This window comes from Persicobacter diffluens (assembly GCF_036244895.1).
Classification (GTDB): domain Bacteria; phylum Bacteroidota; class Bacteroidia; order Cytophagales; family Cyclobacteriaceae; genus Persicobacter; species Persicobacter diffluens.
On sequence record NZ_BQKE01000004.1, the window covers coordinates 255437 to 270259 of the forward strand.

6 protein-coding genes are annotated in these 14823 nt (G+C 44.6%); all 6 read left to right on the forward strand.

Going from position 1 to position 14823, the window contains the following annotated elements; all coding sequences use genetic code 11:
• Window positions 1–582: 582 nt before the first annotated feature.
• The 6 genes from AAA970_RS23120 (at window position 583) to AAA970_RS23145 (ending at window position 14818) form a co-directional block, all read left to right on the forward strand.
• Window positions 583–3741, forward strand: a complete 3159-nt coding sequence (locus tag AAA970_RS23120) for a SusC/RagA family TonB-linked outer membrane protein (RefSeq protein ID WP_338239258.1) — start codon at window positions 583–585, stop codon at window positions 3739–3741.
• A gap of 12 nt (window positions 3742–3753) precedes the next feature.
• Window positions 3754–5352 carry a RagB/SusD family nutrient uptake outer membrane protein gene (locus tag AAA970_RS23125; RefSeq protein ID WP_338239259.1) on the forward strand — a complete coding sequence of 533 codons (1599 nt, stop codon included), beginning with the start codon at window positions 3754–3756 and terminating at the stop codon, window positions 5350–5352.
• 23 nt (window positions 5353–5375) lie between these two features.
• Window positions 5376–6758, forward strand: coding sequence for a hypothetical protein (locus AAA970_RS23130; RefSeq protein ID WP_338239260.1), 1383 nt, complete (start codon window positions 5376–5378; stop codon window positions 6756–6758).
• A 126-nt stretch (window positions 6759–6884) separates the two neighbouring features.
• The gene (locus AAA970_RS23135; RefSeq protein WP_338239261.1) at window positions 6885–9713 is read left to right on the forward strand and encodes a TIM-barrel domain-containing protein; all 2829 of its coding nucleotides are present in this window, start codon (window positions 6885–6887) and stop codon (window positions 9711–9713) included.
• Between the two features lie 11 nt (window positions 9714–9724).
• Window positions 9725–12250 carry a T9SS type A sorting domain-containing protein gene (locus AAA970_RS23140; protein ID WP_338239262.1) on the forward strand — a complete coding sequence of 842 codons (2526 nt, stop codon included), beginning with the start codon at window positions 9725–9727 and terminating at the stop codon, window positions 12248–12250.
• 150 nt (window positions 12251–12400) lie between these two features.
• Window positions 12401–14818, forward strand: a complete 2418-nt coding sequence (locus tag AAA970_RS23145; protein WP_338239263.1) for a glycosyl hydrolase family 95 catalytic domain-containing protein — start codon at window positions 12401–12403, stop codon at window positions 14816–14818.
• Window positions 14819–14823 lie beyond the last annotated feature (5 nt).

A 14823-nucleotide genomic window follows, 5' to 3' on the forward strand; every position in this document is an offset into this window, starting at 1 on the left:
TCATACTTGGGGTAAATGGTGTAATGCCTTATAGGACTTGTTATTCGGGAGGTATGTGTGGTGTTTGTTAACGAGTGATGATTTGTTAAGGGTGAAATGTAACCCTGTAAGGCTAATTTCTTGTGTAAATATCCAAAGTACGATTGATTAGCTAAGTCTCTCACCTTTAGGGTTATTAACAAATAGACTACTACAATTTATCAAATGGTCACGATAAAAAAATCAATTTTCCCTAGTTTTGAATTGTTGTCGCGGAAATCTGTTCCCCTTTATAATGGGATAGTCTTTTGTTAAAATTGGCTAAAAGGTGAGGTAAAGGAATTTTGAGGCTGGACGCTGAATTTATTATCTTTACCGTTTTAGGTGATTTTTGATATGCACAATTTTTCGGGCAGATAAAGTGCTGTGGGGAAGTTTTACCCTCCTCGGTTTTATTTTTTTGATAATATTTTTTTAGAAACTTTTTACTAAATGATAAACCATTAATTCTACGGCGGGGGCCTGTTGAAATGATACGGTTCAGGACCCCTGGCATTTTTCAACCCAATTATTAATAATTTGACTTCAAATTTATTTTTTAACATGAGAAAATTCAACAAGTATGTGGGGATCCTGGTGATGAACTGCAAGCATTTTCGATTATTAATTTTGATAATCCTACTGCTCTTTCAGACCGGTTTAACGCAGGCCCAAAATGTGCTAAAGGGCAAAGTTATTATGTCCTCGGATAGTAGCCCACTTCCCGGCGCAAATGTATTTATTAAGGGCACTACAAGTGGAACCCTGACTGATTTCGAAGGCAACTTTGAGATTGCAGTAGAAAAGGGAAAGGTCATTATGGTTTCTTTTATTGGATTCCAACAAAAGGAATTTACCTATAATGGAGAGTCCACCCTTACGATTTCCCTAAAGGAGGATGTTTCCGAATTGGAGGAGGTAGTTGTAGTAGGGTACGGAGTACAGCAAAAGAAATTGCTTACCGGAGCTACGGGCCAGGTCAAGGGGGATAAAGTGGCGCAGTTAAGTACCGCCAATGTTTTAGATGGTATGCAGGGGCAGACGCCCGGGGTTACAATTTCGGCTTCTTCCGGCCAACCAGGGGAATCTATGAAAGTGAATATTCGTGGGGTGGGGACTATTGGTAATGCCGACCCGCTTTATATAGTGGATGGTGTTCAGACTTCCGATATCTCTTATTTGAATGCGGCGGATATTGAATCTATTGATGTGCTGAAAGATGCCGCATCTGCGGCTATTTATGGTTCTCAAGCCGCCAATGGGGTGATTTTGGTATCCACCAAGCAGGGGAAAAGCGGGAAAATGAACATCACCTTTGATACCTATTATGGCATTCAGCGTCCCGCAGGCAGTGTGGGTTTATTAAACTCCCGGGAGTACGCGACCATTATGAATGAGGCAGCGGTTAATTCTGGAGGTAAACCATATTTCAGTCAGCAAGAAGTCAATGCAATGGGGGAGGGCACCAGCTGGATAGACGAAATGACCTATAATAATGCCGTTACGCAAAACTATGCATTGGGCCTTAGTGGTGGTTCGGAAAAGTCGACCTACTCCATGTCTTTATCTTATACCGGGCAGGAGGGAATTATCGGCGGCCCTGAGGTTTCCGATTACCAACGATATTCTTTACGTATAAATTCCGATCATAAGATCCTGGATAATTATGCCCGAATTGGAGAGAATATCACTTTCTCTAATACCACCCGTAAAGGGGTTGCGGTAGGAAATCAGTATAATAATTCCCTGAGAGGGGCATTTAATACCAGTCCATTTTTGCCGATGTATGATGATAATGGAGATTATCTAATTAACAAAGGAAATGCAGGTATCATGTATCAGGGGCAGGAATGGACCCCATGGTATGTGGGGGAAGCGAACCCCTATGCCGACATGATGTACAATAATATCGGTGAGAATACCGACGCCAAATTATTGGGGAATGTATATTTGGAAATCAGCCCCATCCAAAATTTAAAATTCACTTCCCGCATGGGATTTGATTACACCTTTAATCAAAACAGACATTTTAGTCCTGAATATGAATTGTCGATTTATAGTTTCCGGGCTGTTAATTCGGTTTCGCAGGGGCAAAGCCAGGGATTGGCCTATACCTGGGATAATTTTGCGACTTATGCGCTTGATTTAAACAAACATCATTTCGATTTCATGGCGGGTATGTCAGCTTATTCCAGCACCGGTAAATCCATGTATGCTTCCAACTCTGATGTGTTTTTTGAAGATTGGGACCGGGTGTGGCTGGATAATGCCCTGAATCAGGAATACAGTATGCTTAAGCTGTCCGGAAGCCCTTGGGATGAGGCAAAACTGTTATCCTACTATGGTCGGATGAATTATAACTATGATGGTAAATATATGCTAAATGCCACTGTGCGGGCTGATGGTTCCTCTCGTTTTGAGAAAGGGAATCAGTGGGGCGTGTTCCCGTCAGTATCTGCCGGTTGGGTTTTAAGCCAGGAAAATTTTATGGCTAATACTTCCAGCTGGTTAGATTTCGCCAAGCTTCGTGCTTCCTGGGGACAAGTGGGTAACCAGAACATTACCGCATGGCAATACCTGTCACCGATTAATATCAAAAATGGTAATTATTATTTCGGATCTGACTGGGCAAATTCTTCCGGGAATGCAGTAGGTGCTTTTCCGGAAAGATTACGTAGTGAGAATTTGAGATGGGAGATTTCTGAACAAACCAACATCGGGCTTGATGCTCATTTTTGGGGAGGGAAGTTAATGACCACGCTGGACTGGTATGATAAGGTTACCAAAGACTGGTTGTTGGAAAAGCCCGGTTATGCTACCGATGGAGCAGATGCCCCATTCTTCAATGGTGGATCGGTGAGAAACCGGGGTATTGAAATTGGGGTGAATTGGCAGGATCAGATCGGGGAGGTGAAATATGCCATAGGCGCCAATGTGGCCAAAAATGAGAATGTGGTCTTAGAGGTGCCTACCGAAGATGGTATTGTTCATGGTTTGAATAATATGTTATATGATAATGCCGGAGAGTTTTACCATCGGGCGCGTTCCGGTTTTCCTATTGGTTACTTCTGGGGGTGGGAAACCGATGGCATCTTTCAGAATCAATCAGAAATTGATGCGCATGTGAATAGCGAAGGCAAGCGTATTCAGCCCAATGCCCAGCCCGGAGATGTTCGTTACAAAGACTTGAATGGGGACGGGATCATAGATGATGACGATAAGGTAATGGTGGGTGATCCAAACCCGGATTATACCTTCAGTTTTAACTTTAGTGTGGAGTATAAAGGTTTTGATTTGTCGGTATTGGCTTATGGAGTAGCGGGCAATCAGATTGTGCAGTCTTATCGAAATCACGCCAACGCTTACGCCAACTATACCACTGAAATTTTGGACCGATGGCATGGGGAGGGGACTTCGAACAGTATCCCGCGGGTCACCGAAACCAATGTCAATTATCAATTCTCAGATCTTATGGTAAAGGATGGCGACTTCCTGCGCATTAACAATATCACCATTGGATATGATTTGAGCAGACTGCTCCGAGAGGGCATGTTCCATAAATTGAGAGTCTATGCTACCGTGCAAAATCCTTTTGTTTTTACCAAGTATAATGGGATGGATCCTGAAGTAGGCTATGGTCTCGAAAACGGCTCTGCCGGTGTTGATTTAGGTTTTTATCCAAGACCCACTACCTATATGTTAGGGGCAAATATTAATTTTTAAATGATCTTTCCGATGAAGAATTTTTTAATTTATCTGTTTGTGGGAAGTATGTGCCTTTCCGCTTGTAGTAACTTTCTGGATAGTGAGCCCATCTGGCCTTCGGATGAAAATTTTTACAGAACCAGACAAGATGCCGAAATGGCATTAGTGGGTTGTTACGATGGCCTGCAGCTGATCTATAATGCAGGCGTGGGGACTCCATTGGTTACCGAAATTTTGTCTGACAATGCCTTTGGAGGTACCGGTAATGGTGATAATTATGAATATCAAATGCTGGATGAATTTGACCTTCAGCGTTCGCCGGGTCATCTGAACACTTTTGATGAAAACTGGAAGGCCTATTATAAAGCCATATATCGGGTGAATACCCTGCTCACCAAAATGGATCAGATTGACTGGGGTACAGAGGAGGATGCAGAATTGGCCAGATTAAGCATTGAGGCGCAGGCCCGTTTTATTCGTGCTTATTGTTATTTCGATATGGTTCGCCTATGGGAAAGAGTACCTTTATTGCTGGAGCCTCAAAATGGAAATATTCCGCAGTCTTCCTATCAGGAGATTTATACCGCGGTGGTAGAGGATCTGATGTTTACCGCAGCGAACGGCATGGAAGAAATTAGTGCTGGCCGGGCGAATAAGTGGGTGGCGAAATCCTTCCTGGCAAGAGTTTATCTTTACTATACCGGCTATTATGGGGAAGATATTTTAAATGGCAAAGTAAGTCAGCAGGAGGTGTTGAATGGACTGGAAGAGGTGATCAGCAGTGGGAATTATAATTTGTTGGCCGACTTTAAAGACCTGTGGATAGTTGCCGCAACAGAAGTGAGCGGTGAAGGGGATAATGCCAAATTAGAGACCACCTATGCCGGGAAGGATAATGAAGAAACCATTTTTGCAATCAAATACAATGTGACTTCTGACTGGGAGGGGAACACTGACGGGAACCATTGGTTAGTCATGCTGGGGATGCGTGGCCAAAATTTCAGTCCTTATGGTTCCGGCTGGGGAGCGATGACGGTAAACCCTCAGCTGTATAATCTATACTCTAATGAGGATAGCAGAAAATCAGCTTCCATCATCGCCTTCAAAGAAGAAGGTTTGGAGTATAATACTGATGATCAACGGGAATATACGGGTTATGCCAACAAAAAATACCTCCCGATGTGTAATCCTGATGGCTCGGATGTCATTAATGACCATGGAGGTTCTGACTTTATGATTCACCAGTTTCAGGACTATGTGGCCATGCGCTATTCGGATGTGCTACTGATGGCGGCTGAATTGGGAAGTACAAATGCACAGACCTATATGGATCAGGTGCGGGGCCGTGCCGGAGTAGCCGCTGTAGGCGTCAGCCCGGAAAGTATTCAGCGTGAACGCCGTCTGGAGTTTGCCTTCGAAGGAATTCGTTACTGGGATTTATTACGCCAGGGGGTGGAAACCGCTGCTACCGCTATTGATCAGGAGCTGACCGTCATCAGTGGTGGAAATGAAGAAACCAAAAAGATAAAGGCAGAAAATATTCTCAGTAAGAGAGGTTTGCAGATGATCCCCCAAAACCAGATTACCAGATCTGCCGGGGTGATGACTCAAAATCCGGGATGGAATTAATGCTCAACCGAAAATTTAAAGCTATGAAAAATTATAGATTTGGATATTTTATAATCCTGGCTGCCCTCCTGCTTTTTGGAAGTTGTAAGCCCGATCAGTATGAATTAGGAAGTCTGTTGCAAAAGGAGGATTTGGTCTTTACGGTTACGCCTCATGAGGAGGAACCGAATATGATTATCCTGAATAGTAATAATCCCGGTGCGGCCCCTTTTTGGGAGACTCCTTTGGGCCGATCCACTAAGCCCAATGATACGGTGAAAATTGCTTTCCCGGGAAGCTATGAGTTTCAGTTTTCGGCCATGTGCGGTGGGGGAATCGTCAAGGCTGATCCCCTAACGATTGAAATTGATGAACCCAATTTTGATTACATAAAAGACCCGATGTGGGTCCTGCTATCCGGAGGAGTAGGTCATGAGAAAACCTGGTACCTGGATTTGGATGCCGAGGGAGTGAGTCGATATTTCTTAGGTCCATTATATTTCGCGGGTATGGATATGACTTATGATTATGAATGTAAGGAAGATGGTGAGGATTGCTGGTCCTGGGACCCTGATTATGCCGGGAATAGTTGGCTAATGGAACAGGCAGACTTTGGCTCCATGACCTTTAGTCTTCGTGGTAGCGCCGATGTGCAGGTGACGCACCTGACATTGGGTGGAGTGGTTGAAAATGGAAGCTATAACCTGGATTCGGATACTAAACAATTAATGATGTATGATGCGGGAATTTTACATGATCCCGGACGGGATGGCGAAGTTTCCAATTGGGGTAATATTCGCATTATGAGTATCACTGAGGATGCTATGCAATTAGCGGTGCATCGTAATTTGTCAGATGAAGGGGATGCCTTATTGGTTTATAATTTCATTTCTCAAAAATACTATGATGAGTGGATTCCTGAGGAAACGGGCGATCCGGATATTGAGGTGGACCTTGGAGGAGGTAATGCTGATGATGCACTGGCCACCACAAAAACCAAAGTTTGGGCGCTGGATGCTGAATCTCCCTTTGACTGGGCAACGCTGACTGGGGAATTGATGAATGATTGGCAAAATGTGGGAAGCTACCCGGACTGGGCGGGTTACCGTGCAGAACATCAGGACTTTGTCGGGAATTGTACTATAAAATACTTCGGCACCGGAGATGTGATCTTTACCGATGGCGATGGAACAATTACCGCCGGAACCTATTCCACTGACAATACGACCAATATTATCACTTTTGAAAGCGCCAGACCTTCTTTTGCCATCGGTGACTGGCAGGTCGCCACTACCACCGAAGAAAATCAGTGGCGAATTGTGAAAACGGTAACGGTGGATGGAGAGGTAACCGAAATGTGGATGGGAAGCCGTGATCCTGAAGCACCACAATATACCGTATTCCATTTTGTAGCACAGGAATTATAGCAAGCCGGTGTGTTTTTAGGTTTTTGTTAGGTGAATATTTTTGAGCAAAGACACACCCATAGATTGTAATCAGGCGCTGTGCCTAGTATGGCGCCTGATTTAAAAATTTATTAATTGAGGATTTTTATGAAGAATTGGGTTTTAATTTTAGGGTTTTTATGGACGGTTTTTTCCTGTGGCGGGCAGCAGGCTGCTTTTAAGCAGGAGAAAAACCAGATTACTTTTGACATCCAGTCTGCCAGTGTCAATAAGTTAAGACTATCCCTCATCACTGAGGATATTGTCAAAGTAGAGGCGACCAAAAATGCGGATTTTGATGCGCAGGAGAGTTTAATAGAAATTAACCACGGAGCGGATTTTTCGGATTATTCCGTAAAGGAAGCTGCGGATGGTTGGGAAGTAAAAACGAAAACATTAATCGTTAAAGTAAGCACAAGTGGAGAAGTCGCTTATTTTAATGCAGATGGCACAGCCATTATCAGCGAAAAGGCCAGAAATTTTGAGCCTATGCAGGTAGATGGGGTCAGCGCCTATGAGTTGCGTCAGCAATTTAATTCTCCAAAACAGGAAGCACTTTATGGTTTAGGGCAGCATCAGGCTGATGAAATGAATTATAAAGGCAAAAATGAGGAATTGTTTCAATACAACACTAAGGTTTCCATTCCTTTCGTGATGTCTACACAAAAGTATGGAGTGTTATGGGATAATTATTCCTTGACGCGTTTCGGAGATCCTCGTCCTTATGCAGAAATTGATCAGTTTAAATTATTTGATAAAGAAGGAAAAGAAGGTGGACTAACCGCCACTTACGGGGATTTAAAGAAAAAGGATCACGTGTATGCGGTACGTTCTGAATCAACTATTGATTACGAGAATTTAGAGACGGTAGAAAAATTTCCTGCTGGTGTAAATTTTGACCAGGCCATCATTACCTGGGAAGGAGAGTTGGAAGCAGACCAGAGTGGGGAGTTCAAATTCCTTTGTTATTACGCTGGTTATACTAAATTATGGATCGACGGTGAATTGCAATTCCATAAATGGCGTACGGCCTGGAACCCCTCCGTGGCTAAATTTTCTGTAGATATGGAAAAAGGCAAGCGTCGCCATATCAAATTGGAGTGGTTGCCGGATGGTGGTATTTCCTATATCGGCTTAAAAGCGCTTTCTCCTGTAGATCAGCAGGAACAGCAAGATCTTTCTTTCTATTCGGAAATGGGCCAGGATATTCGCTATTATTTTATGAAGGGCGACAATATGGATGAGGTGATCAGCCATTACCGTACCGTTACCGGAAAAGCACAAGTGATGCCGAAATGGTCGATGGGCTTCTGGCAGAGCCGTGAGCGCTACAAAACGCAGGAGGAATTGCTGGAGGCACTTCGCGAATTCCGTAAGCGTCAGATTCCAATCGATAATATTGTTTTGGACTGGTCTTACTGGCCACAGGATGCCTGGGGTTCTCACGATTTTGATTTGGATCGTTTCCCGGACATTAGTGCCATGACCGACGAAATTCACAAAAATCATGCACGTGTGATGATTTCCGTTTGGCCTAAGTTTTATGAGACTACCGAGAATTTTAAAGCCTTTGATCAAAATGGCTGGATGTATCGCCGAGCAATCGATGATCAGGTGAAAGACTGGATTGCACATGGTTATGTAGGTTCTTTCTATGATGCCTATGCAGAAGGCGCCCGTAAATTATTCTGGAAGCAAATTCAGGATAAATTATATACCAAAGGTTTTGATGCCTGGTGGATGGATGCCTCTGAGCCGGATATTTTATCTAATGCCAGTATGCAGTACCGTAAGGATTTGATGAATCCTACCGCCTTGGGGCCATCTACTCAATATTTCAACGCCTTCGCACTGATGAATGCCAAAGGAATTTATGAAGGACAACGCGAAGTCAATAATGATGACCGGGTGTTCATCTTGACCCGTTCCGGTTTTGCCGGTTTGCAAAATTATGGTGCTGTGACCTGGTCCGGGGACATCGGTACCCGCTGGGAAGATATGAAAGCACAAATTTCTGCAGGTATTAACTTTGCCATGTCCGGTTTGCCTTATTGGACGATGGACGTGGGTGGATTCTGTGTAGAGAAGCGTTATGAAGTGGCCAAAGAAGGCAGTGAAGACTTGAAAGAATGGAGAGAATTAAACGCACGTTGGTTCCAGTTTGGTACATTTGTGCCTTTGTTCCGCGTGCATGGGCAGTACCCATTTCGTGAGGTGTATAACATTGCCCCGGAATCTCATCCAGCTTATAAGACTATCCTGAATTATAACAAATTGCGTTACCGCCTTATGCCTTATATCTATTCTTTGGCAGGTTGGACTTACACTAAGGACTACACCATCATGCGTGGTTTGGCAATGGATTTCACCGAGGATACGAATGTTTACAATATTGGTGATCAGTATATGTTTGGGCCTTCCATCATGGTGGCTCCGGTGCATGAATATAAGACACGTGCACGTGAGGTATATTTCCCACAAGCGGCCGGTTGGTACGATGCCTATACCGGAAAAAAATATGGTGCTGGTCAGGCGGAAAACATTGATGCACCTTATGAGAAGATGCCACTGTTTGTGAAAGCAGGTTCGATTTTACCTGTAGGTCCTGAGATTCAGTACACAGATGAAAAGCCCGAAGCGCCAATTACCTTATTGGTTTATGCCGGTGAGGATGCTTCCTTTGATTTATATGAAGATGAGGGTACCAACTATGATTACGAAAAAGGTAAACATACTAATATCAGCATTCAGTGGTCGGAAAAGAATAAGCAATTGACCATTGGTAAACGTGCTGGTGCTTATGACACTATGGTTCAGGAACGCCAGTTTAATATCGTATTGGTTGACGGTAATAAGTCGGTGAATCTATTGAATCCAAAGTGGCAGGTTAATAAGGAGGTGATGTATAAGGGGGATGAAATTATCGTCAAGCTTTAAATGATCAATCCATGAAATGGATAGGATATTTCTTTAGTATGATGTTGTGCCTTGGGGGGTTGACAGTCCGGGGCCAACATCAGATTGCCGGCCAATGGCAATCGGTAAAAATGGGTGGAGGAGGATTTGTCTCCTCCATTGTTTCTTCTACAACTGAGCAAAATCTACACTATGCTCGCACAGATGTGGGCGGTGCTTATCGGTGGGAGGAAAGCAATCAGGAGTGGGTGCCGCTTTTGGATTGGATCTCCGTGGAGGATCGCGCACTGATGGGCGTGGAAAGTTTTGCCCTTGATCCTAACAATTCCGCCAGACTTTACCTGTTGGCCGGGATGTCGGGCTACAGCTGGACCGGATCTTCTGTTTTGATTTCGCATGATTATGGTCAGACTTTCGATCGTATTCCTTTGGATATTTATGTTCATGGGAATTCTATGGGAAGACAAACCGGTGAGAAGCTGGTGGTTGACCCGAATGATTCCAACATCCTTTATATGGGAACCTCTAAAAATGGAGTCCTTAAAAGTACGGATGGAGGATATCACTGGACCGAATTAGCCAACTTCCCGGTACAAAATACCCCTAATGAAAATGGAGTGGTTTTCGTTTTGGTAGATAAAACTAGTGGTGATGCCCATACGGCTTCCCAAACGCTTTATGCGGGAGTCTCTAAAACCGGACAAAATCTTTACGTTTCTCATGATGCGGGGGAAAGTTGGACGGCGATCTCAAACGCCCCGACCACTAATGGCATTATGCCTCACCGTGCGGTATTGACTGCCGATGGTGAAAAAATGTTCCTGACCTATGCGGACGGAGCAGGGCCGCATGCTCAGCAGTGGGGTGGTGTTTCAGAACCCATGCGGCGGGGTGCGGTATTTGCCCTGGAAACGTCCAGTAATACCTTTACAGATATTTCTCCTATGAATTTGCTGACGGATGATGACGCCTGGGGATGTTATGGAGGGATTACCCTTAATCTGAAAAATGAAGATGAAATTTATGTTTCCACGATCAATCACTGGGGGCAGCAGCAGGTTTATACCAATGGTAGTGACTGCTATGCGGACGCCTTATTTGTGAGTCGGGATGGTGGAAACCAATGGACTAATCTTTTTGCCGGAGACTTGCCCATGCAGCTTTCTACCAATGGAGTCAATTGGATTTCCGGACATCAGCTACACTGGGTGGGCAGCCTGGCACTGGATCCTTTTAATGCCAATCGCTTATTTGCCACTTCCGGCAATGGTGTTTTTCGCTGTGATAATTTAAATGGTGATGACCGTCCGATTATGGATTTCTCTGCGCATGGCATTGAAGAAACGGTTCCTTTGGATATGGTCAGTATTGAGAAAGGCCCGCTGGTTTCCATCGTTTTGGATTATGATGGATGGGTACATGCTGAGCCGGAACAATTTCCAACAGGCACCCGTCATGCGCCTCATATGGGAAATTCCAGTGGCATCGCTTATGCCTATCAGGATCATGACGTCCTTGTTCGGGCCGGAAGTTCCAATGGTATGCTTTATTATTCCCATGATCTGGGCACTGAGTGGACCGCATTTTCAAATATTGAAGACGACAACTCCAATGGTAAAGTGGCGGTGTCTATGGAGCAATCTGTGATGCGAGTGCTTTGGGTTTCTGAAAATAGTAATGACCGCAAACTTTGGCTGACGGTGGATGAGGGAGCACACTGGGAAAACATCTGGACTTCGGCCATGGGCAATCTTTCTGGAACCAAGCCGGTGGCAGACCCAAATGATCCTTCCGTTTTTTACCTGTACAGTGTACAAAAACAGAAGATTTTTAAAATCGAGGTGCAGTTGGATGGACAATACCAAATATCGGAATACGCTGCCGTGGAGGGATTTGGAAATGCTTATTTGGCGGCAAGTACCGAAAATTCAGGGGAATTTTGGGTGGCCATTAGAGCGAATGGCCTGGCTCATGTTCAAAATGGACAGGTGACTTATCTGGAAAATATTGCCGCGGATGCCGTGGCGGTAGGAAAAGCTTATTCCTCAGCTGATTCCCCGACTTTATTTGTCTGGGGAACCATTAAAGACACCACGGGTATGTACCGTTCCACTGATGGAGGAGCTTCCTGGTACCTGATCAATGATGAAGAACATCAATTTGGTGGTTTAGGAAATGGCAATTTCGTCGTGGCCGATAATAATGTTTTTGGCCGGGTGTATATGTCTACCGCCGGTCGTGGGATTGTGATGGGGAATTCCGCTTCAGATACCTTAAACATCGATCAGGATTTAATTCGGCCAGAGGAACCCCCTTTAAATCTGGACCCTCAGAGTCGATTGCTTCCTTGCCCAAACCCCTTTAAGCAGGTGTTTGTACTGGAGAATCATAGCCGCTCCGAAATGCAGGTGGAGGTGTGGAATATGCAGGGAAAGCGCGTTTTTTCCGCTAGCAGTTCGGAGTCGATGACACTGGGGAAAAGCTGGACCCCGGGAGTTTACCTGCTGTTTGTGGTGGTCGATGGTCAAAAAATCAGTCATAAGGTTTTAAAGCAATAAGTGGATAATTGATCCCATTTAATGACCTATTGGAACTTTGAGGATACGATGGAAGAGGGAGATTTTCTCCATAAAGCAGAATTCCATCGTTCCCTTTTTTCTTACTTCTTTTGGATGGATTAGATCAAATAATGCAATAATTTTTTTGAGATGAGGAGTTTTTTAAGTTGGGGCGCTTTGTTGTGCCTGGTGAATTGGTTTATTGCCCCACCATTAGCGCAGGCTGGGGATATTAAAAAAGGTTTTGTGAGTTGGCAACCGGCAGCAAGTTGGGAAGATGCCTTGTTGACTGGTAATGGAACCATGGGGGCTTTGGTGATGGGAGATCCCTTTGAAGAAACGATTATTCTGAACCATGCCCTGATATATTTACCTAATGAAGCCCCGGTGAGGCCGCCTTCCATGGTAGAACATCTGGAGGAAATCAGACAGCTTTCCCTGGATGGCGAATGGGGAAAAGTGGCGCGCCTGGGAGTGGATTTATGGGAAAAAGAAGGCTATGGTCCTAAAAAATGGACCGACCCTTTTGTGCCGGCGGCCAATTTAAAAATGGAATTGCCCGCTTCTAATATTGAACACTATGAGCGGAGCGTGAACTATGAAACCGCTGAAGCGATTGTGGCCTGGACCGATCAGCGGGGCAGCTTTGAGCGTTCTACTTTCATGTCCAGACCGGACAGCGTGATGGTGACCCGCATTAAAGGAAATGCTCCGGTAAGCCTTTCTCTTCGATTAGAAAAGCATCCGCATTCCTGGGAACAGTCGGCCTTTATGAATGAAGCCCTGAAGGAAAATTATTCCGAAGATTATAATAATGAATATCTTCGATACCACAGTACTTTCGGCAAGGCGCACCAATATTCCCCGGCAGGTTATGATGCCCTGTTGCGGGTGGAAACTAAAGGAGGGAGTAAGCGTCTGGAAGGCAGTGTGATGCATATCGAAAATGCTGAGGAGGTCCTGATTTTTACGGATATTGCCCCTTATTTTGCCGGGGAAACCTCTCAGGTAGCCAATATCGCAGAAAAATTGGCCGCACTGCCGGCTGATTTTACTCATTTGAAAGAACGACAGTTCTCCCTTCACGGGGAAATGTATAACCGCATGCAGCTGGATCTTTTCCCTTCGGAAAATGAAACAGCAATGACTTCGGAGACCTTGGTATTGAATGCACTAAAAAATACGACTCCCGGTATTATTCAGCGCCAGTTCGAAGCGGCCAGATATAATATTTTATGCGCAGCAGGAACCAATCCTCCAAACCTGCAGGGCATTTGGAGTGGTACCTGGACCCCGGCCTGGTGTTCGGATTTCACCCATGATGGAAATGTGGAAGTGGCGGTATCGCATTATCTTAATGGAAATATGCCGGAATTGTTATTGTCTTATTTTGACTATCACGAGCGTTTAATCGAGCAGTATAAGATCAATGCCAAGCAATTTTACGGAGCCTCAGGGATTCACATTCCTTCTCATACCAGTACCCATGGACTAAATAATCACTATGATGAAACCTGGTGTATGGAATATTGGAATGCCGGCGGTGGCTGGACAGCCTCCTTTTTCTATGATTACTATCTTTATACCGGAGATCTAAAGTTTTTGAAAGAGCGTGCCTTCCCATTCATTTCCGAAGCGCTTGCTTTTTGGGAAGACTTTCTGATTATTGGTGAGGATGGTAAATACCTCGTTAACCCTTCCTATTCTCCGGAGAATAATCCATTGGAGCATCAGTGGCAAAATTGTATTAATGCGACTATGGATATTGTGGTGGTAAAGGAGCTATTAAACAACTGGATAGCAGCGGCAAAAAAACTAGGGGTTAGCAAAAAAGAAATCCGGGCTAAGGAAAAAATGTTGACGCTTTTGCCGGAATATCAGATTGCTACTGATGGTACTATTCGGGAGTGGTTGTGGCCGGATTTTTCTGAGAACCAATCTCATCGCCATGCCAGTCACCTTTATGGCTTGTATGAAGTTCCGGATCAGCACTTATTAGATGAGGGAAAGCTGGAAGCCGCTGCACGAAAAACAATTGAAGAACGTATGAAAATCCGGAAGCAATATGAGGGTGGAGAAATGGCCTTCGGAATGTGTTTGCTGGGGAATGCCGCCGTGCGTTTAAAGGATCTTCCTAACACCGAGGATATTATTACCTATCTTTCTAAGTTTTACTGGACCAAGGGAATGGCCACCACTCATAATCCCAGAAATCTTTTCAATATGGACATCAGTGGCGGATTCCCTTCCCTGATCACCCGTATGCTGATTAATTCTGCCCCCGGGGAGTTAACGGTGCTGCCTACCTTGCCACAAAGTTGGAACAAGGGGAAAGTATCAGGCATTCAGGCCAGAAACCAAATTGCAGTGCAGGAAATGAGTTGGGAGGATGACAAAGGAAATTTGAAATTTACCAGTGGCCAGTCGCAGGTATTGTCGGTGGACATGAGCAGCCTGAAGGAAAATGCCCGAATTGATATTTCTGGTGCCAAAATTTTAGAGAGAAAGGATCAAAAGATTGCGTTGAAAGTAGGAGCCGGACAATTGGTGACCATTGACTGGCAGTAAATTTT

Bases quoted from the DNA above. Each gene is read 5' to 3' on its own strand.
- AAA970_RS23120 (WP_338239258.1), top strand. From the start codon at position 583: ATGAGAAAATTCAACAAGTATGTGGGGATCCTGGTGATGAACTGCAAG.
- AAA970_RS23125 (WP_338239259.1), top strand. From the start codon at position 3,754: ATGAAGAATTTTTTAATTTATCTGTTTGTGGGAAGTATGTGCCTTTCC.
- AAA970_RS23130 (WP_338239260.1), top strand. From the start codon at position 5,376: ATGAAAAATTATAGATTTGGATATTTTATAATCCTGGCTGCCCTCCTG.
- AAA970_RS23135 (WP_338239261.1), top strand. From the start codon at position 6,885: ATGAAGAATTGGGTTTTAATTTTAGGGTTTTTATGGACGGTTTTTTCC.
- AAA970_RS23140 (WP_338239262.1), top strand. From the start codon at position 9,725: ATGAAATGGATAGGATATTTCTTTAGTATGATGTTGTGCCTTGGGGGG.
- AAA970_RS23145 (WP_338239263.1), top strand. From the start codon at position 12,401: ATGAGGAGTTTTTTAAGTTGGGGCGCTTTGTTGTGCCTGGTGAATTGG.